The 22890-nt window shown below is 69.7% G+C and carries 17 protein-coding genes; 10 read left to right on the top strand and 7 right to left on the bottom strand.

Features of this window, described 5'->3' with window-relative positions:
- Positions 1-48: 48 nt before the first annotated feature.
- Positions 49-654 carry a maleylpyruvate isomerase family mycothiol-dependent enzyme gene (locus ACQEVO_RS22190; protein WP_432916243.1) on the bottom strand — a complete coding sequence of 202 codons (606 nt, stop codon included), beginning with the start codon at positions 652-654 and terminating at the stop codon, positions 49-51.
- A 99-nt stretch (positions 655-753) separates the two neighbouring features.
- Here ACQEVO_RS22190 and ACQEVO_RS22185 point away from each other — a divergent pair, with 99 nt between their 5' ends.
- Together ACQEVO_RS22185 and ACQEVO_RS22180 are read left to right on the top strand one after the other, a co-directional pair.
- Complete coding sequence (locus ACQEVO_RS22185; RefSeq protein ID WP_432916240.1) at positions 754-1680, top strand: MerR family transcriptional regulator; 927 nt, start codon at positions 754-756, stop codon at positions 1678-1680.
- Positions 1677-2357, top strand: a complete 681-nt coding sequence (locus ACQEVO_RS22180; RefSeq protein WP_432916237.1) for a nucleoside/nucleotide kinase family protein — start codon at positions 1677-1679, stop codon at positions 2355-2357. The genes ACQEVO_RS22185 and ACQEVO_RS22180 overlap by 4 nt, the downstream gene beginning before the upstream one ends.
- On the opposite strand, the gene ACQEVO_RS22175 is transcribed toward ACQEVO_RS22180, so the two are convergent.
- The 5 genes from ACQEVO_RS22175 to ACQEVO_RS22155 all read right to left on the bottom strand — a co-directional run bounded on the left by ACQEVO_RS22175 (position 2314) and on the right by ACQEVO_RS22155 (position 6646).
- Positions 2314-3219 (bottom strand): PfkB family carbohydrate kinase, encoded by a 906-nt coding sequence (locus ACQEVO_RS22175; RefSeq protein ID WP_432916235.1) that lies wholly within the window; start codon positions 3217-3219, stop codon positions 2314-2316. The genes ACQEVO_RS22180 and ACQEVO_RS22175 overlap by 44 nt on opposite strands.
- Positions 3220-3287: 68 nt before the next feature.
- The gene (locus tag ACQEVO_RS22170; protein ID WP_432916232.1) at positions 3288-4454 is read right to left on the bottom strand and encodes an NAD(P)/FAD-dependent oxidoreductase; all 1167 of its coding nucleotides are present in this window, start codon (positions 4452-4454) and stop codon (positions 3288-3290) included.
- Between the two features lie 129 nt (positions 4455-4583).
- Positions 4584-5126, bottom strand: a complete 543-nt coding sequence (locus ACQEVO_RS22165; protein ID WP_432916229.1) for a YaeQ family protein — start codon at positions 5124-5126, stop codon at positions 4584-4586.
- A 146-nt stretch (positions 5127-5272) separates the two neighbouring features.
- The gene (locus ACQEVO_RS22160; RefSeq protein ID WP_432916226.1) at positions 5273-5935 is read right to left on the bottom strand and encodes an MspA family porin; all 663 of its coding nucleotides are present in this window, start codon (positions 5933-5935) and stop codon (positions 5273-5275) included.
- Between the two features lie 66 nt (positions 5936-6001).
- Complete coding sequence (locus tag ACQEVO_RS22155; RefSeq protein WP_432916223.1) at positions 6002-6646, bottom strand: MspA family porin; 645 nt, start codon at positions 6644-6646, stop codon at positions 6002-6004.
- Positions 6647-7079: 433 nt separating this feature from the next.
- On the opposite strand from ACQEVO_RS22155, the gene ACQEVO_RS22150 reads away from it, so the two are divergent.
- The 8 genes from ACQEVO_RS22150 (at position 7080) to ACQEVO_RS22115 (ending at position 21165) form a co-directional block, all read left to right on the top strand.
- Entirely contained in the window at positions 7080-8111 is a 1032-nt protein-coding gene (locus tag ACQEVO_RS22150; RefSeq protein ID WP_432916220.1) for an iron chelate uptake ABC transporter family permease subunit, read from the top strand.
- Positions 8108-9187, top strand: coding sequence for a FecCD family ABC transporter permease (locus tag ACQEVO_RS22145; protein ID WP_432916217.1), 1080 nt, complete (start codon positions 8108-8110; stop codon positions 9185-9187). Before ACQEVO_RS22150 ends, ACQEVO_RS22145 begins: the two co-directional genes overlap by 4 nt.
- A gap of 10 nt (positions 9188-9197) precedes the next feature.
- Positions 9198-10043 (top strand): ABC transporter ATP-binding protein, encoded by an 846-nt coding sequence (locus ACQEVO_RS22140; RefSeq protein WP_432916214.1) that lies wholly within the window; start codon positions 9198-9200, stop codon positions 10041-10043.
- Between the two features lie 150 nt (positions 10044-10193).
- Positions 10194-17696 carry an amino acid adenylation domain-containing protein gene (locus ACQEVO_RS22135; protein ID WP_432916211.1) on the top strand — a complete coding sequence of 2501 codons (7503 nt, stop codon included), beginning with the start codon at positions 10194-10196 and terminating at the stop codon, positions 17694-17696.
- 73 nt (positions 17697-17769) lie between these two features.
- Positions 17770-18768: an ABC transporter substrate-binding protein gene (locus ACQEVO_RS22130; RefSeq protein WP_432916208.1), complete on the top strand. Its 999-nt coding sequence runs from the start codon at positions 17770-17772 to the stop codon at positions 18766-18768.
- Entirely contained in the window at positions 18765-20069 is a 1305-nt protein-coding gene (gene entS / locus ACQEVO_RS22125) for an enterobactin transporter EntS (protein WP_432916205.1), read from the top strand. The genes ACQEVO_RS22130 and entS overlap by 4 nt, the downstream gene beginning before the upstream one ends.
- Entirely contained in the window at positions 20069-20905 is an 837-nt protein-coding gene (locus ACQEVO_RS22120; RefSeq protein WP_432922907.1) for a siderophore-interacting protein, read from the top strand. Before entS ends, ACQEVO_RS22120 begins: the two co-directional genes overlap by 1 nt.
- Positions 20906-20922: 17 nt before the next feature.
- Positions 20923-21165 carry a phosphopantetheine-binding protein gene (locus tag ACQEVO_RS22115; RefSeq protein WP_280423565.1) on the top strand — a complete coding sequence of 81 codons (243 nt, stop codon included), beginning with the start codon at positions 20923-20925 and terminating at the stop codon, positions 21163-21165.
- 47 nt (positions 21166-21212) lie between these two features.
- On the opposite strand, the gene ACQEVO_RS22110 is transcribed toward ACQEVO_RS22115, so the two are convergent.
- Positions 21213-22865 carry a (2,3-dihydroxybenzoyl)adenylate synthase gene (locus tag ACQEVO_RS22110; protein WP_432916202.1) on the bottom strand — a complete coding sequence of 551 codons (1653 nt, stop codon included), beginning with the start codon at positions 22863-22865 and terminating at the stop codon, positions 21213-21215.
- Positions 22866-22890: the final 25 nt, after the last annotated feature.

Below are 22890 nucleotides of genomic sequence, written 5' to 3'. Positions count from 1 at the left end.
GATCGCCGCAACCCACGCAGCAGCCACGGAGGCCGCGCCCCGAGGCGATTACGGGTAGAGGCTTGCTGGTGTTTTCCGGCCGGTGACAAGGAGTAGGAGGTCGGCGATCGGGGCGGCTACCGGGGTGCCCGAACCCGCGGACCAGTGGGTATCGGTCGCGGTCAGCCGGTGGCCGGCGAGGGTGCGGCGGGCGTGGAAGGGCCAGCCCATGTTCCAGACGCGGTCGGCCGACCAGCGGGCGGAGTCGATCGGCATCTCCCGGGGAATGCCCAGCGGGACGGCGATGTCCTGGCCGTGGACCAGTAGGTCCATCAGGCGGTCGACGGCGTTGGTGGCGATCGGCTTGTGCTGCAGGCCCGCGATCGCGCGGAGTTCGGCGAGCAGTTCTGCGGGGGACGTGCTGTCGGCGTAGCGGATCGCGGTGCCGAAATTCATCCGGGTGATGCTGCCGCGTGCCAGCGCCGTCTGCCACAGCAGCCAGGGGAGCTTTGCCTGGGAGGTGAGCAGGATATGGGCGACCACATCGCGGACTCGCCAGCCGTCGCACAACGACGGGTGGTTCCACTGTTCTTCGGTCAGCCCTTCCAGTAGGTCGGCCAGGCCGGTGCGTTCGGCGGACACGGCCGTCCAGACGAGTTCTTCGGTGTCGTTCATATCCGGATCTCCTGTATTCGAGGGTTCCGGTAGCGTAGGAACTCCAGTCGGGTGGAGGTTCCAGTAGTTGTGACCTACCTCACTTATCCTTCGAATGCGGTGAGTATCGGGGAAGCGTCCCGGCGCACCGGCCTCCCGGTGCGAACCATCCGGTTCTATTGCGACGCAGGGATTCTGGCAACGCAGCGCACCAGCGGCGGCCACCGCGTGTTCACCCCGGACGCCCTCGAACGGTTGCATACCGTGCGGCGGTTGCGGGCGCTGGGCCTCGGCTTGGCCGCCATCTCCGATGTACTCGCCGGGGTGCGCGCGGTCCCGGAGGTGGTCGCGGCGGAACGGGCCGCTGTGGAAGCCGACATCGATGCGCTGTCCTGGCGGCGCGCGCTGCTGGTCGCGGTCGAGCAGGCCGAGGATCCGCTGGTGCTCGCCGAACTGGCGGCGGTCGCCGATCGCGGCACGGCGCGCACGGACCTCATCGACTTCTGGCGGCGGATCCTGGCCGGAATGCCGGCGCCGCTGTTCGACGGTTTCGTCGAGATGGATATCCCGCGGCTGCCGGCGGTGCCGTCATCACGTCATGTTCTCGTCTTCGCCGAACTCGGCCGGCTGGTGCGCTCGCCCGCACTGGCACGAGTGCTCTCCCGGCAGGTCTGGGGCCCGGCGCAACCGGAGATCCGGGACAGACGCGGGTTGATCGACGAGATGGCATCCGCCCATGCCGCGGTGGCGCACCGGCTCGCCGCCGGCGATCCGCCCGCAGCGGGCTCGGAACTGGACCGATACGTCGCGGCGCACGCGATTGCCCGCGGTCGCCGTGACACCGCCGGATTCCGGCGCGCGCTGGCCCGCGGTGTCCCGGCCGCCGATCACACCGCCGCGCGCTATTGGGCGCTCACCGCCGAAGCGCTCGGCACGCCCCACACCACGGGCGCGGTCCAGCAGTGGCTGGACACCGCCCTCCTCCGTTCGGTCGGGCCGGATGTCCGCGTTCCGCGGCGGCCGGCGGCGAGCGAGGCAAGCCGGTGAGAGCCCGGCTCGGCCTCTCGATCGACGATCTGGCGCACCGGGTGCGGACGGCTGCCGGCACCGATTCCGGGCGACGGTATGTCTTGGGGCTGGCCGGACCGCCGGGCGCGGGAAAGTCCACGCTGGCGGCAGCGCTCTGCGCGGCATTGAACCGGAAGGCCGGCGCTCTTGCCGGGGTCGCGCCGATGGACGGATTCCATCGGACGAACCGGGAGTTGTCGAATGCGGGCGAACTCGGAACAAAAGGGGAACCGGGGTCTTTCGATCCGGGCGCCTTCACGGCGAAACTGGGCGAGCTGCGTTCGGCACGGGTGGGCGCCGAGGTCGGGTGGCCGGTCTACGACCGCGGGATTCACGATCCCGTGCCGGACGGTGTCGTTTTCCGCGGGCACCGGCTCATCGTGGTCGAGGGCAACTATCTGCTGCTGGACGCACCGGGTTGGCGGGAGGTGCGCTCGTTGCTCGACGAGTGCTGGTATCTGGACGCCGCTACCGAGCTGATCGAACGGCGCCTGTACGAGCGGCATCTCGCCGGCGGGAAACCGCCGGCCGTGGCCCGAGCGAAGGTCACCGGCACGGATTTGCCGAACGCGGCGCTCGTGGCCGCGACCGTCGGACGCGCCGATCTCGTCCTCACGGCCCGGGGGGATCGGTATCTCGTCCGGGTAGTTCGCTGAGGCGCGAACACCACTCCCGGGTGCCGAAGAACCGGCAGGAGAAACTCGCCACCGCCGCGGCGCGGGTCAGGGCGTCCACGAAATCGTGGCCCGCGCTCGCGTAGTAGCAGTACGCGCCGTGCAGGATGTCGCCCGCACCGAGCGTGTCCACCGCGGGGACGGCCGGTACGTCGATATGGAAAGCGCGGTCGCCGGAGACGCCGGTGATGGGTCCGGCTCCGTGTGTCACCGCGATATCCGCGACCCCCGCGGCGCGCAGGAAGCCGATGACGGCCTCGACGTCCCCGGGCGTAATTCCCGGTGGTGTGAATGCGGACGAGCAGATCGCGGATCGGATGTGCGGAAGAAGAGCGGCGTGGGTCTCGCGGTACCGGCCCGCATCCAGGACGGTCGGGATTCCGCGAGCCCGTGCCTGCGCGCAGAGACCTGCGGCCATGGCGGGATAATGCCCGTCCACCAGCACGAATTCCGCGCCGGCCAGATGGTCGGCAAGCCCGGGGTCGTACTCGACGGTGATCCGGTCGCCGTCCATCGAGACGATCGTGCGCGTTGCGGCCGAATCCGCGACGACGATGGAGGATACGGGCGGCTGATGATCGCTGCCGGGCAGGACGTCGACGATCCGCACGCCATGGGCGGACAGGTCGCCGTGGATCAGATCGGCGAGCCGATGCCGCCCGACCGCCGTGACGAGGGTGGGTGCACCGCCGAGTGCCGCGTAGGCGACGGCCGCGTTGCTCGCCGGGCCGCCCGCACCGATGAACTGGTCCACCGCCCGGGTCTTGGTGTCCTCGGCCGGGTAGGCGCCGACCCGGTAGGCGATATCGACGGTGGCGAGTCCGGCGAACAGACCGGATTTCATGGCGGGCGGGGTCCTGTTCCTCGAATGTGTCGGGTGCGGGTCGGCCACTCATGATCGCAGAGCCGGTTTCACGTCACCGATTCCGGCTCCACCGCCTTACGGCCGCCCTTCAGCCATACGGCCGAACCGGGTTTCGCCGCCTCCCGGCGGATCTGCCACAGCGTGCTCCGGCAGATGGTCTCCTTGACCGCGGCCGCCACCCGGCCGGCGAGGAACACATTGACAGGTGTGTCGTCGCGCCGGGCCGCCTGCACGATCGCGCCACGGCGTCCCAGGCTCACACAGGAACCGATGAAGGCCTGATCGATCGGGGTAGGCCGCGCCCCGGCGATCCGGTTCAGCACGGTGTCGGCGGCCTGAGCGCCCAGCGGGGTCGCGGACTGGCAGCTCATCCGCAACGGCTGCCCGGACGGGGCGGCGGCGTCGCCGGCGGCGATCACCCTGTCGTCGTCGATGCTGGTCAGGGTCTCGTCGGTGATCAGCCGGCCCAGCGCATCGGTGTGCAATCCGCTCGCGCGGGCCAGCTCCGGGACGCCGAATCCGGCAGTCCAGATGGTCACCGGGCTCGGCAGGACTGTCCGGTCGCCGAGTACCACGGCATCGGCGCGCACCTCGGCGACCACCGCGGATTCCCGCACATCGACACCGAGGCGGGCGAGCCGGCGGGCGACCGACCGGCGGCCGGGCGCGCTCAGACTCGGTCCGAGGAGGCCGCCGCAGAGCAGGCGCACCGGGCGCCCCGATTCGGCCAGCTCGGTGGCGGTTTCGAGACCGGTCAGACCGGCGCCCACCACCGTCACCGGAGTATCGGGCCGCAGACCGTCGATTGCTTCCCGCAACCGGTGCGCCTGCTCCAGCTCGGCCACCGAATAGGCATATTCGGCCGCGCCGGGTACCGGCGCCGTATCGCCGGCGGTACTGCCGACGGCGTACACGAGATAGTCGTAGGGCAGCGCGCCGCCGGCCGCCAGTTCCACAGCGCGGGCCGAGGTATCGATACGCACGGCGGTATCGACGACCAGCCGCACGCCGTCACCGAGTAGGGAACTGTAGGGGACTGTCGCGCTGCCGGTTCCGGCGACGAGCTGATGTAACCGGATCCGCTCGACGAATTCCGCCCGGGGATTGACCAGGGTGATGTCGATATCGGGGCGGCGCCGCAGGCGGTTGACCGCCACGGTCCCGGCGTAACCGCCGCCGAGGACTACTACCTGTGTGTGCTGCGGGTCGGGCATGGTTCTCTCCGTCCGGTCGGCTCTTCTCTTCGGTAGACGAGACGAGCCGGTCCGGCGTGACGGGAGTGTGACCGGAACCATCGGACAGTGGGAGTTGCCCGCTCATGCGCCCGGGGCCGTGCGGCCGCGTCAGGCGAGGGGGTGCTCGGCGATCGGTGCCGTGAGATCGGTGCCGTTCAGCTGGAGATAGAGCTGTCGTTCCAGCACCGAGAGCGTGGCATTGTTGCGTCGCTCCAAGCGGGCGGCCGCGGCGTCGACGAAGGCACGGTCGACGCTGTAGAGCGGGATGGTCTCGGCCTGGTGGATCCGTTTGCCCGACAGCGAGGCGAGAACCTTCACCGGGTCGCGGTGGGTGTAGACGGCGACCCGGTCGGCGAGTTTGCTGCCGCGGTGGACGCGGTCGGCATCGGGGGCACCCACTTCGATCCATGCGGTGACCCGGCCGGTGAGATCGCGGACCAGGACAGCGGGCTCGTCGGCCGAGGACACCCCGCCGTCGCTGAACGTGATCCCCTCCTCGTATTCGAGGCAGTAGGCCAGCAGCCGGGTGACCAGGAATTCCGCGGTCTCCGAGGGATGCCGGGCCAGGCGCAGGTCCAGCTCCTGGTAGACGCCGCGGTCGACGTCGGAGAGCTGGACAGCGAAGGTGTGCAGAGTCGCGCCGATAGCCATAGACGGGTCAGCCTATACGGCGGCAGGGCGACCGGGTCCGGGCCGGATGGCACTGGCGGGTGGACCCGCCAACCGGTCACGAGCCGAACGTAGCCCCGGCCGGAGAGGCCGGGGCTACGTTCGGTACCTGCGTGAGCGGGCTCGAATCAGCCGAGGCTGAAGGGCGCGCCCCAGACACGGAACTCGGAGATGCCGTTATCGGTGCTCACCTCGACCCGCACGAACGAGCGGGCCTGGGCGTAACCGGCGCAGCCGTTGAGGCCGATGGTGGTGTCGGTCCAGGTCACCGAGCCGCTGGGGCCGGTGAACTTGGTGGCGAACTGGTGGCCCTCGTTGCCGTACACGTCCGGCTTCTCGATATCGAGGATCAGGAACGAGGTCGCCTGGCCGGGGCCCAGGGTCAGGTTCGCGCCCGTGCTGGCGTTGGCGGAGAGATTCTCGCCCTTCATCGCCGCACCCGCGCCGCCCTGGCCGGTGCCACCGCTGATATCGACCTGGCAGCCCACGACGTAACCGGGCGTGATCTTGGTGCCCTTGTGCTTACCGTGCACCTCGACCTGCGCGCTGGCCGAGACCCAGGTGTTGCGGTGCAGCGGGGTCGAACCCATCGACGGGTTGATCAGCGCCGACTCGTTGGCGATCCGGGCGGTGACCTGCAGCCCGTTGGGCAGGGTGTGGTGCAGTTCGGCGCCGGGCAGCGGGATGAACGTATCGGCGTTGGCGGCGCCGGTCGAGAACAGGCCGACGGCGGCGGCTGCCGCGGCGGCGACGCTGGCGATACGCACGGCGCTCTTCTTCACTACAGACATGACATTTTCCCTCTCGGAAGAGATATTCCGTTCAGCGACGGATTGATCGACCAGTGCTGACGTAGGTCAGCCGATGCTGAACGGAGCTCCGTACAGGGTGGTCTTCGAATAGTGGTCACCGATGATCTCGAGCACCGAGTAGGACCGGGCCTGGGCGTAGCCGGCGCAGCCCTCGATGTTCATCTCGACATCCTTGTAGTCGACCCAGTACTGGCCGGGCTTGGTGATGTCGACACCCTCGATGTGGACGAACTTCACTTCGCCCGGGCCGAGTTTGATGCTCAGGGAACCGCTACCACCGAAGGAGGTCGTGTCCACGCTGGCGGAAACACCGGCGGAGAGCGCGTTCTCGGCAATGCTGACCTGGCAGCCGACGATGTAGCCGGTGCTCAGCCGCGAGGCGCCGTGGGTGGAGGAGTTGTTGGTACCCGGCGCGTTGGTCGGGCCCTTCCACGGACCCGCTTCGCCCTCGGGGGTGGCGGTGACGTCCGCGTGCACCTGCGCGGTCAGCCACGCGACGCGGCCGGCACCGTTGGCCGACATCGACGGCGAGATGAGCGCGCTCTCGTTGACGCGGGTGACCTTGCCGCCGGGGCCGGCCTTCTCACCGCCGGGCAGCGGCACGAACGTGTCCGCGCTCGCCGTTCCACCGGCAACGCCGATAACCGCCGCCGTCATCGCCGCGGTGGCAGCAATCCCTTTGATATTCATCGTGTGTCCCTCATGGTCTCGCGAGGCATCGCCGGAGGCGGTCGTGGCCGCGGTGGCCGGCGAAAACGGCAGCACGAATCCCCGGGACGAGAGCAGCCGAAGGCATGCCTTGTTCCGGGTGCTGCGTACTCGCAGGTGAAATCCGGTGGGAACGAAGAGTCCACCGGTGGTGTCGGATCGTCGATACCTGGGCGATCAGGTGACGAAGTACTGCGCCATCAAATCCCTCATCCTGTCTATCTTCTTGCAGCCCGGCCGGGTACGGCCGGTGGCTCCGCGCCTTGCGGCACAGTCTGTTGCTAGCCTGTTGTACTTAGGTTAGCCTCAGCTCACTATAAAGGTTAGTTAACAAAAATTGTGAGCTACGACCGTGACGTATCTCATACGTGCCGGGAAGGGACGATTCGATGCACAGTTCTTGTAGCACCGTGTCATGACGACCGGTTCGTCCTATGAATATCACACTCAGGTCTCGATCCGCAGGTGGTTGGGGTGGTTACTTGCGGCAATCTTCCTGATTTTTGCCTGCATACTCAGCCTGACGGTGGGTGTCAAGCAGATTCCGATCACGGAGATCCTTTCTGCGCTCTGGGAGCCCAGCGGATCACCGGATGATCTGATCATCAGCGAATACCGTCTGCCGCGCACCCTGCTCGGCCTGCTCGCGGGCAGCGCGCTCGGTATCGCGGGCTGCCTCATGCAGGGCCTCACCCGCAACCCACTGGCCGACCCCGGACTGCTCGGTATCAATGCCGGCGCGGCCTTCGCGATCGCGGTCGCGGTGGCGTATTTGGGCGCCAGTGGTATCGCCTCCTATGTGTGGTTCGGTTTCGCCGGGGCGGCGGTGGTGTCGGTGGCGGTGTACCGGCTGGGAACCGTCGGCCGCGGGGGTACCGACCCGATCCGGCTCACCCTGGCCGGTGTCGCGGTGACGGCCGTGCTCACCGGTATCACCAAGGGGCTGATCCTGCTGAACGCGAATGCGTTCGACGAGATGCGGCAGTGGGACGCGGGCGCGCTGACCGGCCGCGGTTACGACGTGCTCGCGGGCGCGACACCGTTCATCGTGGCCGGAATCGTTTTCGCCGGGATCGCCGCGCGTTCGCTGAACGCGGTGGCGCTCGGCGACGATATGGCCCGCGCGCTCGGCGTACATGTGACACGGACCCGGACGTTCACCGCCCTGGCCCTGATCCTGCTGTGCGGGACGGCCACGGCGGCGGTCGGGCCGATCACCTTCGTCGGGCTCGCGGTACCGCATATCGCGCGCTGGATCGTCGGGCCGGACTATCGCTGGATCGTCGCCTATGCGCTGGTCCTGGCGCCGGCGCTGGTGCTCTTCGCCGATGTGCTCGGCCGGGTCGCGATTCCGCCGGACGAGCTCTCCGCGGGCGTGGTCACGGCGTTCCTCGGCGCGCCGGTGCTCATCTGGCTCGCCCGCCGCTCGGAGATGAGGCAGTCGTGACCACGGTGCGGAAACAGCCCCGGATCGGCAACCATTCGGCCGTGGATTTCGGCCGCACCGTCCGCGTGCTGCGGGCGCGCGGCCTCACCGCGCGGATCGGGGTGCGCGGTGTGGTGGTGTCGGTGGTGCTGGTCGTCGGGGCCTGCGCGGTCTCGCTGGTGGCACTGGGGTCGGGGGATTTCGCGATTCCGCCGGACCGGGTGCTGCGGGCGCTGCTCGGCAGCGGGGTCGGCGGCGACGAACTCGTGGTGTGGGAATGGCGGTTCCCGCGGGTGCTGATGGCGCTGGTGCTCGGCGCGGCACTGGGAATCAGCGGTGCGATCCTGCAATCGGTGACCCGCAACCCGCTGGGCAGCCCCGATATCGTCGGATTCAACTCCGGTGCGTACACCGGTGCGCTGCTGGTCATCCTGGCCGGCGGCGGGTACTACGCCACGGCCGCGGGTGCCGTGGGCGGCGGGCTGGCCACCGCGCTGGCGATCTTCGTGCTCGCGTTCCGGCAGAACGTCAAGGGGTTCCGGCTGGTGATCGTCGGTATCGGTATCGGCGCGATGCTGGCCGCGGTCAATACCTGGCTCATCCTGCGCGCCGACCTCGACGCCGCCATGTCGGCCGCCGCTTGGGGGGTCGGCACGCTGGACGGCCTGACCTGGGCCGAGATCACGCCCGCGCTGGTGGTTCTCGTCCTGCTCGCGATCGCGGTGGTGCCCGCGGCGCGTCAGTTGCAGATCCTGGAACTGGGGGACGACGCCGCGCAGGCCCTCGGGGTCCGGGTGGGGCGGGCGCGAGTGGTGCTCACGGTGCTGAGTGTCGCCTTCACCGCCGTCGGGACGGCGGTCGCGGGGCCGATCGCCTTCGTCGCGCTGGCGGCCCCGCAGCTGGGCCGCCGCCTGGCCCGGACGCCGACGACCGCGCTGCTGCCCGCGGCGGCGATGGGGGCGTTCCTGCTGGCGCTGTGTGATTGGATCTCCCGCCGCGCGTTCGCGCCGACCACCGTGCCGGTCGGTGTGGTGACGGCGTCGGTCGGTGGCGCGTATCTGGCCTACCTGCTGGTGGTCGAGGCTCGACGGAACTGAGGGAACTTTCGTGGACGAAAAGATCGAGCACAACGCGGGCGTGCAGACCGACGGCGCGGCCGCCCGGTTGCGGGCCGACCGGCTACGGCTGGGCTACCGCAACCGGGTGATCAGCGACGAACTCACCGTCGATATCCCCGACGGCACCTTCACCGCCATCATCGGACCCAACGCCTGCGGTAAATCGACACTGCTGCGGGCGCTCTCGCGGCTGCTGGCGCCGGAATCCGGCACGGTGCTGCTGGACGGAAAGGCGATCGGCTCCTTTCCCGCCAAGGAGGTGGCCCGCCGGATCGGCCTGCTACCGCAGACCTCCACCGCGCCCGAGGGAATCCGGGTCGCCGATCTGGTGGCCCGCGGCCGGTATCCGCATCAGTCGCTGATCCGGCAGTGGTCGCGGCACGACGAGGAGGCGGTGGCCGCGGCCATGGCCGCCACGGGGGTGACCGAGTTGTCCGGGCGGCTGGTCGACGAACTGTCGGGCGGGCAGCGGCAGCGGGTGTGGATCGCGATGGTGCTGGCCCAGGAGACCCCGATCGTGCTGCTCGACGAGCCGACCACGTTTCTCGATATCGCGCACCAGATCCAACTGCTGGACCTGTGCCGGGAACTGAACCGGGAGACCGGCCGGACGGTGGTCGCGGTGCTGCACGATCTGAACCATGCGTTCCGTTATGCCGATCACCTGATCGCGATGCGCGACGGCGCGGTGGTCGCGGCCGGGCCGCCGCGCGAGATCGTGACCGCGGAATTGGTGCAGAAGGTCTTCGACCTGGGCTGTCGGGTGATAGGCGATCCGGAAACGGGTTCGCCGCTGGTGGTTCCGCTGGGTGTGAACGCTGTGCGGGTGCACTGAACGCCGGTCGGGAGCACTAGGTCTTACTACAATCAAGATGTTTTACTTTAGTAAAGGTTAGGCTAACCTCAACTGTGATCGTGTGTCGCGCCGCGGGGTTCCACCGGGCAGCGCGACAGGCGAAAGTGGTTCACAGCGAAGGGAGTTGCCGTGCCGGCGGCAGTGCAGAACGCGTCGATGGTCAGCGATCCAGGATTGCCGCTCACCGGCCCCCAGCTGGGAATCTGGAACGCACAGCAGTTCGATCCGGAATCCGGCCGCTACCTGGTCGGCGAGGTTCTCGAAATATCCGGCGCGGAACCGATCGACGTCGAGTTGCTGGCCGAGGCCATCCGGCGCACCGTCGCCGAGGCCGAGAACATGCGGCTGCGGTTCCGTGATACCGATTCGGGCCCCCGGCAATTCGTCGGCAACGAACCGGCGGTGCTGCGGCCGATGATCGATCTGCGTGGCGCCGCGGATCCGGTATCGCTCGCACACGAGGCCGTCGCGCTGGAACGGCACGAAGCCGCGCAGCGGTGCCGGGGGATGGTCGACCGGCGACTCTACAACTACACGCTGATCCGGCTCACCGAATGCGAAGTGTGGTGTGTGCAGCTGTATCACCACCTGATCGTCGACGGATACAGTGCGGCGCTGCTCTCGCGGCGGGTGGCCGCGCACTACACGGCACTGCGCCGGGGCACCGAAGCGCCGAAGGCGACCTTCGGGAGCATCGCCGATCTGGTGGCCGACGAACAGGCCTACCGGGAGAGTGAACAGTTCACCGCCGACCAGGACTATTGGCAGGAACAGCTCAGTCCCGCACCGTCGCTGGACGGGCGCGGTACCGCGCTCGGCGGCGCGGTGGAGCGGACGATCCGCGCGGAGGCGATTCTGCCGGTCGCCACCCTCGACCGGCTCAAGCATTGCACCGAGCGCTACCGGATCACCTGGGCGGACGGGCTGATCGCCTGCTACGCGGCGTATCTGCAACGGCTGCTGGGCACCTCGGATGTGGTGCTGTCGATGCTGATGATGGGCCGGGTCGGGCGGGTCGCGCTGAGCACTCCGGCGATGGCGGTGAACGTCCTGCCGCTGCGGCTGGCCGTGCACGCGCACGAGACGGTCGGCGAACTCGGGGTGCGGGTCGCGGAAACGTTGCGGGAGATGCGGAAGCATCAGCGCTACAGCGGTGCCGATCTGGCCCGCGATCTGCGCGGTTTCGGTGCGGGCGAACTGCTGCACGGGATCGGGATCAACCTGAAGGTCTTCGATTTCGCACTGGATTTCGACGGCGCCAAGGGCGTGCTGCGCAATATCGCCGGCGGGCCACCGGAGGATCTGGGGCTGGTGGTGACCCCGCTACCCGATAAATCCGTGCTGCTGAACTTCGAATGCGATGCGCGCACCAACGATCCGGAGACCGCCTACCGCCGGATGGCGGGGCTGGTGCGGGTCATCGAGGCGTTCACCGAACTGGACAAGGTGCCGGTCGGCGCGCTGGAACTGCTCGACCGGGCCGATCGCGGCCGGCTGCTCGCGGAACGGCCGGGGCCCGCGGCCGCGGCCGGAACCGAACTGATTCCGGCGGCGCTGGACCGGATGGTCGCCGAACACGCCGGCGAGACAGTGCTGGTGGCCGGCGAACACCGCTACACCGCGGCCGAACTCGGGGCGCGGGTGAATCGGCTGGCCCGGTACCTGCGCGATCAGGGTGTGCGCACCGGTGATCCGGTGGGTGTGGCGTTACCGCGCACCGCGGATCTGGTGGTGGCGCTGCTGGCGGTGTGGCGCGCGGGCGCGACCTATCTGCCGCTGGACCCGGAACATCCCGTGGCCCGGTTGCAGACGATGGCCGACGACGCGGCGCCGGTACTCGTGCTCACCGACCACGCCTTGGCGGGCGAACTCGCGGGCCGGGTCGTCGCGCTCGACGACGAACAGGTCGCCGCCGCACTGCGCGACTACCCGGAAACCCCGCCGGAAGGGGTTGCCGTCCGTGGAGACCATCCCGCCTACGTGCTGTACACCTCCGGCTCCACCGGCACGCCCAAGGGTGTGGTGATCGACCACACCGCACTTGCGCAACTGCTCGCCGGGCACCGGTCCGGGATCTACGCCGAAACCGTCGATCGCGCCGGCGGCCGCCGGCTGGCGATCGCGCACACCACGTCCTTCGCGTTCGACGCCGCGCTCGACCCGCTGCTGTGGCTGCTCGACGGGCACCGGATCCAGCTGTACGACAGCACGCTCCGTCGCGACCCCGCCGCGCTGGTGGCGGCGTTCGGCGCGGACGGGATCGAGGTGGTCGACGGCACCCCCACGCTGGCCGCCGCGCTGTTCGCCCACGGTCTGGCGGACGTGGCGCCGCGGCTGCTGGTGCTGGGTGGCGAAGCCTGCCCGCCGGACCTGTGGCAGCAGGTGCAGGACGCCGGAATCGTCGCGGTCAACTTGTACGGGCCCACCGAGGCCACCGTCGATGCCATCGGCGCGCCCGTGCGCGGGACCGATCCGCATATCGGTGTACCGCTGCCGGGTGTGCGGGCGTACCTGCTGGACAACGGTTTACAGGTGGTCGCGGACGGGCAGCCGGGGGAGTTGTATCTGGCGGGTGCCGGGATCGCGCAGGGGTATCTGGGCCGGCCCGGTGTCAGTGCGCAGCGTTTCGTGGCCGACCCGTTCGGTCCGCCCGGCGCGCGGATGTATCGCACCGGCGATCTGGCGCGCTGGGTGCCGGGGCAGGGCTACTTCTATTCGGGGCGGGCCGACGCGCAGGTCAAGATTCGCGGGCACCGCATCGAAATCGGCGAGGTGGAGGCCGCGTTGAGCGGACTGCCCGAGGTGCTGGCGGCGGCCGCGGATATCCGCGAGCTCGGTGGGCGGCCGAGTCTGATCGGGTATGTGGTGGCCACCGAGGACGCCGCGGTCGACTCGGCGGACGGGTCCGCGGACCTCGGCGCCCGGCTACGCAACCGGCTGGCCGAACTGGTGCCCGATCCGATGGTGCCGGCCCGGATCGTCGTGCTCGGCGAACTTCCGTGGACGGTGAACGGCAAGGTCGACCGGCCCGCGCTGCCCGATCCGGTGGAAACCTCGGGTGGACGGCCGCCGGTGACACCGGCCGAACGTGCGTTCGGCGAGGTGGTGGCCGAATTGCTCGGTCGTGACAGCGACAATGTCGATATCGACGACGATTTCTTCGGTGCGGGCGGCGACAGCATCACCGCGATCGGTGTCTGTGCCCGGTTGCGGGAACGCGGTTACGTGCTCGCGCCGCAGGATCTGCTGACCCGCCGCAGTCTCGCCGATCTGGCCGCCGCGGCCGAGCCCGTGGCGGTTTCGGCGCAAGCCGGTCCGGAGCCGCTGCCGCGTGCCGAATCCGTGACGATCGCCCTGCCCTCGGGCAATCTCGCGGAACTGGCCGCCGCGCACGGGCCGATCGCCGATGTGCTGCCGCTGTCGCCGTTGCAGGAAGGTCTGCTGTTCCACGCGCTGCGTGACGGTGCCGCCGATGTCTACACCCTCACCGCCCGTTTCGAACTCGCCGGCCCGGTGGATCCGGACCGGTTGGCGGCCGCGTTCGCGGACGTGCTGCGCCGGCACCCGAACCTGGGTGCCGCGTTCCGCTACGACCAGGCCGATCAGCCCGTTCAGGTGATCCCTCGCGATCCACGGGTCGCGTGGCGGGTGGCGGATCTGCGCGACCGGCCGGACGCCGCCGACCGCGCCCTGGCACTGGAGAAAGAGGCGGGCGCGGAACTGTTCGATATCGGCGCTCCGCCGCTGCTGCGCGCCCTGCTGATCCGGCTGTCCGATACCGTGCACCGGCTGGTGCTCACCGCTCATCATCTGCTGGCCGACGGCTGGTCGGTGCCGATCGTGCTGCGCGAGATGCTCGCCCGCTACCACGGTGAGGAACTGCCCGAACCGGGTTACTACGGCACGTATCTGGCGTGGCTCGCCGCCCGCGACACCGCCGCCGAGACCCGGCGCTGGGGTGAGTACCTGGCGGAGCTGGAGGCGCCCGGCCTGATCGGCGCGCCCGGTCCGCGTGCGGCGGCGGTCGGGTTGCGGGTACCGCTGGCGGAGGAGACCGCGGCCGCGCTCGAGACCTTCGGCCGGGCGCACGGGCTCACCATGAACACCTTGTTGCAGGGCGCGTGGTCGATGGTGCTGGCCGAACAACTCGGTCGCACCGACGTCGTGTTCGGCGCGGTGGTTTCGGGCCGGCCCGCCGATCTGCCCGGTGTGGGCGGAATGGTCGGGTTGTTCAGCAATACCGTCCCGATGCGGATGACCCTCGATCCCGCGCGGCCGGTGGCCGAACAATTCGCCGATTTCCAGCGGACCGCACTGGAACTGCAGAACCAGGGGTATCTCGGGCTTTCCACCGTGGAACGCGCCGCGGGGGTCGGACAGCTCTTCGACACCCTGGTTGTCTACGAGAACTTCCCGAAAACCGGTGTGGGGCCGAAGGACACGCACGAGGTCGGTGTGGCCGACGTCGCCGTGCACAGCCTCACCCACTATCCGGTGACCGTGACGGCCCTGCCCGGCGACAGCTTCCGTCTGATGCTGCACTACGCACCGGGCGCGGTCGAGGAGGCGCCCGCACAGCGGATGGCGGCGCGGCTCGGGGCGGTGCTCACCGCGCTGGTGGCCGACCCGTCGGCCACCGTGCGCGCGGTCCTCGACGAGACCCGGCACCCGGACACACACGGTGCGACACTGGCCGACTGGACCACCGCAGCGGAAATCGACCCCGAATCGCCGGCGGTGACCGCCGACGGGGTGACGATCGGCTACCGCGAATTCGGTGCGCGCGCCGACCGGCTCGCCCGCTGGCTGGTTTCCCGGGACATCGGTCCGGAGACCGTGGTGGTGGTCGCGATGCGGCGCTGCGCGGACGCGGTGATCGCGGCACATGCGATCAGCCGTGCGGGCGGTGTCTATCTGCCGGTGGATCCGGGCCAGCCCGCCGAACGAGTGGATACGATCCTCGCGACCGCACGCCCGGCGCTGGTATTGACCACGAGCGCGGACGATTTCACGACCGGGCGGGCGCCCGTCGTCGCCACCGACACCCTGGACCTGGCCGGGTTCGCGACCGGACCACTGACCGACGCCGACCGCCTCGCGCCGTTGCGCCCGGACAACGCCGCGTACCTGCTGTTCACCTCGGGATCCACCGGTGTGCCCAAGGGTGTCGCGGTAAGCCACGCCGCCATCGTGAACACCTTCGCCTGGTTGCAGGAACAGCACCGGTTCGGCGTGGGCGACACCATGCTGTACCGCACCCCGGCGACCTTCGACGCCTCGCTGCTGGAGATCTATCTGCCGCTGCTGGTGGGCGCCCGGATCGTGCTGGCCCGCCCGAACGGCCACCGCGACCCCTACTACCAGGCGCAGCTCATGGCCGACGAACGCGTGACCGCCGTCCAGATGACCTCCTCCATGCTCACCACCATGGCCGAGGAAAGCTACCTGTCCGGCTGTTCCGCGCTGCGTTGCGTCTTCACCGGCGGCGAACCGCTGCCCCCGGCCACCGCGCAGCGGTTCCGGCAAGCGACCGGTACCAAGGTGAACAACCTGTACGGGCCCACCGAGGCCGCGGTCTGCATCACCTACCACGTCACCGACGACACCGATCAGGACACGGTCCCGATCGGCCGCCCGCCCGGCGGAGCCGGGGTGCGGGTGCTCGACGAGCGGTTGCGGCCGGTGCCGTTCGGTACGGTCGGCGAGCTCTATCTGACGGGTGTGCAACTCGCCCGCGGTTACCTGCACGAACCGGCGCGCACCGCGCGGACCTTCGTCGCCGACCCCGCCGGGAACGGTGAACTCATGTACCGCACGGGTGATCTCGTGCGCTGGGGCGGTAACGGCGAACTGGACTACATCGGCCGCACCGACAGCCAGATCAAACTGCGCGGACAGCGGATAGAACTCGGCGATATCGAATCGGCGATCCTGCGCCGCCCCGAGATCGCCCAGGTCGCGGTGATCCTCCGCGAGGACATTCCCGGCGATCAACGCCTGGTGGCCTACCTGCGGGCGCGTTCCGGGGCCACTGTGGACCCCGAGGCGCTCCGGGCCGCGCTGCGTGACGTGCTGCCGTCGTACATGATTCCCGCGGCCTTCGTGGAACTCGACGAGATCCCCATGACGATCAGCGACAAACTGGATCGCAAGGCGCTGCCGGTCCCTGAGTATCCGGTGGACGCGGCCGCCATCGCTGACGCGGTGACCCTGGGCGGTCCGGCGGGAGTTGCCGGCGGTCCGGCCGGCTCCGGCGGACCGGCCGTGGCGCCGGCGACAGTATGTCCCGACGGGTCCACTGTGGGGACGGTCGGCGCGGTCGGTCAGGGGAGATCGGATGTGGAGCCGGGTATACCGGCCGGTCGCGGCAGCACGACCGCGGTCGCGACGACAACAGGTGCCGCCGGCTCGACGGTGGGGCCGGGCGCTCCGATCGGCCCGGGCGGTTCGGCGGGGTCAGGAGCGCCGGCCGGCCTCGCCGGTTCAGCGCCGGGCCCGGGCGGATCGGCCGGGAACGCGGTCGCGTCGGCCGGTTCACGTGGGCCGCTACCAGGGCAGGACAGGTCTTCGGCGGCCTCGCGTATGCGGGGCGTGGCCGAGGCTGTCACCGCTGCGATGGCCGCCGTGCTCGGTATCCCCGCGATCGGGTACGACGATGATTTCTTCGCCGCCGGCGGGCATTCACTCACCGCGGTCCGGTTGGTCGGGCGGTTGCGGCGAGCCGGATACCAGGTCGTGGTCGACGACGTGTTCGAGGCGCCCACCGTGCGGGCGCTCACGGCGCGGATCGAAGGGGCCGCCCCGCCCGCCGGGACCGATTCCCTCGACCGGCGTTCGGCGGCGCCGGAATCGGTGCCGGCCGCATCGGCGGCGCCGGAGCCGGTGTCCGAGGAAATCGCGATGCTCGGCCGCCGTCTCGATCATGTCCTGCGCGTGCGTGACCGCGGTAGCGCCGAACCCCTGTTCTGCGTGCATCCGGTGGGCGGGACCGCGTGGCAGTTCGCTCCGCTGGCCCGGCGTTTGCGTGCCGACCGCCCGCTGATCGGATTGCAATTGCCCGCGCTGCGTGGCGAGGATTCCGGGGCAACCACCATCGACGAACTGGCCGCGCGTTATGTGGCGACCGTGCGCGAAATCCAGCCCGAGGGCCCGTATCACCTGCTGGGTTATTCGCTCGGCGGCAATATCGTGCACGCGATGGCGGCGCAGCTCACCGCGGCCGGCGCCGAGGTCGCGTTCGCGGGCCTGGTCGATTCGCATCCGCTGGCGAACTTGGCCGAACAGGCGGCCGAGGCCCTCGCCGACCCCGCCCGGTTGGACGCCCTGCTGCCGGAACTGCCCGACGACGCACCGGATCTGGCCGCGCTCGTCCGCGGCGCCGCCGGTGAACTCCTGCACATGGTCACGAAATCCACGGCCCCGCGGTATTCCGGCCCGGTGGCGCTCTACGCCGCCGACCCCGGCGCGGAGGACGACGCACCGCGCGTCGCGGCCCAGCTGGCCGGGTGGCGCGCCGCCGGCGCCCGGATCATCCCGCGCCGGTTGCCCTACACCCATTTCGGGATCGTCTCCGACGCCGGATGGGCCGAGGTCGCCGCGCTGCTCGATACCGATCCGGCGCTGCGGACCTGACCCGTGCGCCCCACAGACTCTGCCGCGGCATCATCCGGTGCCCCGGTGGTTCGAGAAAGAAAGTGAAACACCTATGTCGCTGTTATCCCACAGCCGCTTCGCGGCCTGGCTACGTGCCGTAGTCGGCCTGTTCGTCGCGGTCGTCGCGGTCGCGGGCTGTAGCTCCGATGCCGAGCCGGCCGCGGAATCCGGGACCCGGCCGATCCAGACCCAGAAGGGCACCATCGAGGTGCCGGCGAACCCGCAGCGGGTCGTGGTGCTCAACGGCGCGCTCGCCGGTTACCTCTACGACCTCGACGTTCCGGTGGTCGCGGCGGACACCCGGGTGCTCGGCGTGACCGACCGCAGCGGCAAGTTCCCGCCCACGTGGGAGGCCGACGCGACCGAACAGGGCACCCAGGTGGTGCCGATCGGGCAGAGCGTGAACGTGGAGTTCGTCGCCTCGATGCAGCCCGACCTGATCATCGGTGGTGGCCAGGGTTTCCCGGCCAAACAGTCGACCGACGCCTACGATCAGCTCAGTGCCATCGCGCCGACCGTGCTGGTGCCCGGTGACGTCACCGGCTGGCAGGATCAGCTGAAACTGCTCGCCGATGTGGTCGGCAAGGGCGATAAGGTCGGCGAGCTGATCGGTGCCTACGACGATAAGTTCAAGCAGGTCGCCGAGACGGTCAAGGCGCCCGCGCAGCAGATCGGCTACTTCCAGTCCGCGGCCGACGGTAAGCCGAAGATGGTCCTGCCGAACGCCGCTCTGCCGACGCTGCTGGCCGAGCTGGGTTTCAAGGCCGACGACCAGGTTGTCGCCAAGGCCGGTAACCCCGAGATCAACCCCTCCGCCGACTGGTTCAACTTCAGCCCCGAGCTGCTGACCAAGGTCGTCGACCAGCCCGTGGTGATCGTGGTTCCGCTCAGCGGTGCCAAGAGCGCGGCCGATCTGGCCAAGGACCCGATGTTCGCGCAGCTGCCCGCGTTCAAGGACAAGAAGGTCTACGAACTGCCGGCCACCAGCTACCGGCCGGATTACCGCGGCGTCATGAACACCCTCGACCTGATCCAGGAGCAGTTCAAGTGACAGCCACCGCCGGCCTCCTCATCGATATCTCCCCGTTGCGGGAGAGCCGGCGGTTCCGCTGTGCCTTCGGCGCGCGGCTGATCTCCGTGCTCGGCATCGGGCTGCTCATGGTGGCCCTGCCGGTGCAGGTCTACGACCTCACCGGGTCGAGCCTGCACGTGGCCGGAGTATCGACCACGATGGCGGTCGCCCTGTTCGCGGGAAGCCTGGCGGGCGGGGTGATCGCCGACCGGTTCGACCGGCGCACGGTGATGCAGTGGTCGCGGACCGCGGCCGGGCTGGCGTTCCTGGCGCTGGGTATCAACGCGATCCTGGCCGATCCGATCCTGCCGGTGATCTACGCGGCCGGTGTCGTGGACGGGCTGGCCGGCGGGATCAGCGGGTCGGCGATGATGGCGCTGGTGCCGATGCTGGTGGACCGCGCGAAGATGCCGGCGGCGGGGGCCCTGATCACGTTGACCTCGGACCTGGGCACCATGATCACCCCGGCCATCGCCGGTGTGCTGATCGCCCAGATCGGGGTCTCGTTCGCGTTCTTCGCGGCCGCGGCGGCGACCGCGGCCACCGTGGGTTTGATCCGGGCCATCGGCTCGGCTCCGCCACCGGCCCGGGACCTGCGGAATCCGCTGGTGGAAATGGGTCAGGGGATCGTATTCGCCATGCGTCACCGCGTTATCCGCGCGGTGCTGGTGAGCGGTCTGCTTGCCATGCTCGTCAGCGGACCGCTGGTCCTGCTGCCGGCGTTCGCGGACCAAACGCTGCAGGCCGGTCCGGCGACACTGGGCCTGCTCTACGCGGCCCCGGGTGTCGGCGCCGTACTCGGGTCCCTGACCAGCGGCTGGATCGGCCGCACCCGGCGCAACGGCCTGGCCCTGCTGGTCTCGCTGGCGCTCATGCCGCTCGGCGTGATCATGGCCGGCGCGTGGCCGCAGATCGCCTGGAGTTTCCTCGGACTCGCGGCCTTCGGCATCGCGCGCGCGGTGAACAACATCCTGCGTTACGCGGTGCTGCAGCAGCATTCGCCGGAGGATATGCGCGGCCGGCTGTCGAGTCTGCAACTGGTGCAATCGGTTACCGGAACGGCGCTCGGTTCGATGGCGGCCGGTGTGATCGGCGGGCTCGTGGAACCGGGGGCCGCCCTGGTGGTCTATGGCGGTGCAGTGCTCGGGCTGCTGGTGCTCGCCCTGCTCTTCATGGTGCCGCTGGCCCGGCTCACCGCGCCCGGCGCACCGGCCGGGCCGCCGGTGAAACCGCCGGTCGAGGCCACCGGAATCGCGGACAAAGGAAAGGACGGTGTGTGATGGATCGCGGTGCCTACCGTGAGCGGATCGCCGAGGTGCTGGCCGGTACACACGGTGCGAAGGTCGGCTATCCGATCGAGCTGCGGGAACTGGAAGTCTTGCGGACCGCGCAGGTCGGGTCGGGGCTGATCCGGATCACCTTCGGCGGTCCGGGACTCGACGGGTTCCACAGCTATGTGCCCGACGAACACGTCCGGGTGGTCTTCCCCGACAGCGACGGCTCGCTGCGGCTGCCGGTGAAAGACGGTCTCTCGTTGGAATGGCCTGCGCCGCGGCCGGTCTCGCGGGAGTACACGGTGCGCCGCTACGACGCCGCGGCCGGCGAACTGGATATCGATTTCGCCGTCCATCCCGGCGGGCTCGCCTCGGACTGGGCGCTGGCCGTACAACCGGGCGCCCGGATGCATATCGCCGGGCCACCCGGCGGCGTGGTGGTGCCCACCAGCTACGACAACTACCTGTTCGCCGGGGATATCACCGCATTGCCCGCGATCGCCCGCTGGCTGGAATGGCTCCCGCGCGAGACCACCGGCTGGGCGTTCGTCGAGGTCATCGACGCGACCCAGGAGATCGATCTGGACGCGCCGGCCGGGATCGAGGTCCGGTGGCTGCATCGCGGCGACGCCGCACCGGGCACCGGGGATCTGCTGGAGAAGGCGATCCGCTCGGTCACCGTGCCCGACGGGCAGAACGTGTACGCGTGGGTGGCCGGTGAGGCCGGGCAGCTGCGCCCGATCCGCAAATGGGTCCGCGGCGAACTCGGTGTCGGCCCCAAGGATTGCCTGATCGCGGGCTATTGGAAACACGGCATCGCGAATTTCGACGGCGAAGAATGACGAGAGGACACAACAACATGACGAACGACGCGGCGGCCGTCACCGATCGCGACCGCTTCATCCGCGATGTCGCCGAGGTGATGGGGGTTCCGGTCGAGGAACTGTCCACCGACACCAATCTGCTCGACGCCGGGCTGGATTCGGTGCGCATCATGCAACTGGTGGAGAAATGGCGGTCGGAGGGTCACGAGACCGTCGATCCGATGATGCTGGCCGGGGACCCCGTCTTGGAGTCCTGGCTGGAGGTGCTGTGCCCGTGACCGGGCGCCGCGAACCGCGCCGGGCGCGTGGTTCGCGGCACCGCGGGTCACTGTGCGCGGTGGCCCTCGGCGAGCAGCCGGCGCAGATCGCGGCGGCTGGTCTTCCCGACTCCGGTTTCCGGGAATTCCTCGATGGTGACCACGGCGTCCGGCATCTTCCAGGCCGCGATACCGCGTTCGCGGACGAAACTGCGCACCGCGGTCAGCGTGGGTGGCGTGGCCGGATCGGCGGGCTGGACGAAGGCGCAGATCCGCTGCCCGAGTACCGGGTCAGGGGTTCCCACGATCACCGCGTCACGGATCCCGGGGTGTTCGAGCAGATGGGCCTCGAGCTCTTCGGCCGACACCTTCTCGCCGCCCCGGTTGACCCAGTCGCCGGCGCGGCCCTTCACCACGAGGTTGCCGTCCGGGCGCAACGCGACGATATCGCCGGTGCTGTACCAGCCGTCGGCATCGAAGCTGCGGGCGTTGGCTTCGGGGTTGTCGTAATAGCCCCGAATCGTGTAGGGCCCTTGCGTTTTCAGATTGCCGTCCGCGCCCGGCGCGACCTCGTCGCCGTTGTCGTCGACGATCTTGATCTGATCCAGTCCCGACATCGGCCGGCCCTGGGTGGAGACCACGACCTCGATCGGATCGTCGAGGCGGGTGTAGCACACCAGCCCCTCGGCCATCCCGAAAACCTGCTGCAGGGTGACGCCCAGCGCGGGTCCCACGCGGCGGGCCAGTTCGTCCGGGCAGCGGGCCCCGCCCACCTGAACCACCCGGAGGCTGGACAGGTCCGGCAGCTCGCCGCCCTTTTCGGCCCGTTCGACCCACAGCCGCGCCAGCGGCGGCACCAGTCCGGTGATGGTGACCCCGAAGCGTTCGATCGCCGCGAACGCCGTCGACGGGGTGGGGTCCGGTGTCATCGCGACCGTCCCGCCCGCGTACAGCGCGCCCAGGATGCCCGGCGAACTCATCGGGAAGTTGTGTGCCACCGGCAGAGTGGCCATGTACACGGAGTCCGGGCCCAGTTCGGTGATCTCGGCGCTGCGCCGCACGCTGTAGAGGTAGTCGTCGTGGGTGCGGGGGATGAGCTTCGGGATTCCGGTGCTGCCCCCGGAGAGCTGCAGGAATGCGACATCACCGGCGTCGAGCGCGGGCATATCGCCCGGTTCGTCACGGTAGTCGGCGAGATTCGTTGCGCCCTCGGCGAACTCGGCGTCCGGGTGGTCGGTGAGCAGCAGGACGTGCCGCAGGGTATCGACCTGCCGGCGGACCGTATCGGCCAGCGCCGCATGGTCGAAACGCTGGTGGGTGTCGCAGGTGATCATCGCTACCGCGCCGCTCGCGGTGCCGATGGGCACCAGTTCGGCCGCCCGGTGCGCGGGCAGGCAGAACACCGGCAGCGCGCCGGCCTTGAACAACGCGAAGATCGCTTCGACGAATTCGGCCCGGTTGGGCAGCTGCACCAGGACCCTGTCGTGCCGGCCGATCCCGAGCCGCATCAGCCCGGTGGCCAGCGACCGCGCGCGGCGGTCCAGTTCGGCGTAGGTCCAGCGATGGTTCGCGTCGACGACCGCGATCGCCTCCGGGGTCGCCGCGGCTCGGTTGCTCAGCAGGTCCGCGAACGTCTCACCGGTCCAGCACTTTTCGGCGCGGTACCGGGCGGCCTGATCCGGTGGCCACGGAGTGAAACCGGGCAGGACGGACGATGGCATGGAGCACCTCTTTCCGATCGGCGAT

It is taken from the genome of Nocardia sp. CA-290969 (genome assembly GCF_050936135.1).
Taxonomy (GTDB): Bacteria; Actinomycetota; Actinomycetes; order Mycobacteriales; family Mycobacteriaceae; genus Nocardia.
The sequence above is the reverse complement of the archived record's forward strand: the minus strand, read 5'-3'. Positions and strand labels throughout refer to the sequence as shown.

Excerpts from the sequence above, each read along its gene's own strand:
- ACQEVO_RS22190 (WP_432916243.1), bottom strand. The coding sequence starts at position 654 with ATGAACGACACCGAAGAACTCGTCTGGACGGCCGTGTCCGCCGAACGC.
- ACQEVO_RS22175 (WP_432916235.1), bottom strand. The coding sequence starts at position 3,219 with ATGAAATCCGGTCTGTTCGCCGGACTCGCCACCGTCGATATCGCCTAC.
- ACQEVO_RS22170 (WP_432916232.1), bottom strand. The coding sequence starts at position 4,454 with ATGCCCGACCCGCAGCACACACAGGTAGTAGTCCTCGGCGGCGGTTAC.
- ACQEVO_RS22165 (WP_432916229.1), bottom strand. The coding sequence starts at position 5,126 with ATGGCTATCGGCGCGACTCTGCACACCTTCGCTGTCCAGCTCTCCGAC.
- ACQEVO_RS22160 (WP_432916226.1), bottom strand. The coding sequence starts at position 5,935 with ATGTCTGTAGTGAAGAAGAGCGCCGTGCGTATCGCCAGCGTCGCCGCC.
- ACQEVO_RS22155 (WP_432916223.1), bottom strand. The coding sequence starts at position 6,646 with ATGAATATCAAAGGGATTGCTGCCACCGCGGCGATGACGGCGGCGGTT.
- ACQEVO_RS22150 (WP_432916220.1), top strand. The coding sequence starts at position 7,080 with ATGACGACCGGTTCGTCCTATGAATATCACACTCAGGTCTCGATCCGC.
- ACQEVO_RS22130 (WP_432916208.1), top strand. The coding sequence starts at position 17,770 with ATGTCGCTGTTATCCCACAGCCGCTTCGCGGCCTGGCTACGTGCCGTA.
- ACQEVO_RS22120 (WP_432922907.1), top strand. The coding sequence starts at position 20,069 with ATGGATCGCGGTGCCTACCGTGAGCGGATCGCCGAGGTGCTGGCCGGT.
- ACQEVO_RS22115 (WP_280423565.1), top strand. The coding sequence starts at position 20,923 with ATGACGAACGACGCGGCGGCCGTCACCGATCGCGACCGCTTCATCCGC.
- ACQEVO_RS22110 (WP_432916202.1), bottom strand. The coding sequence starts at position 22,865 with ATGCCATCGTCCGTCCTGCCCGGTTTCACTCCGTGGCCACCGGATCAG.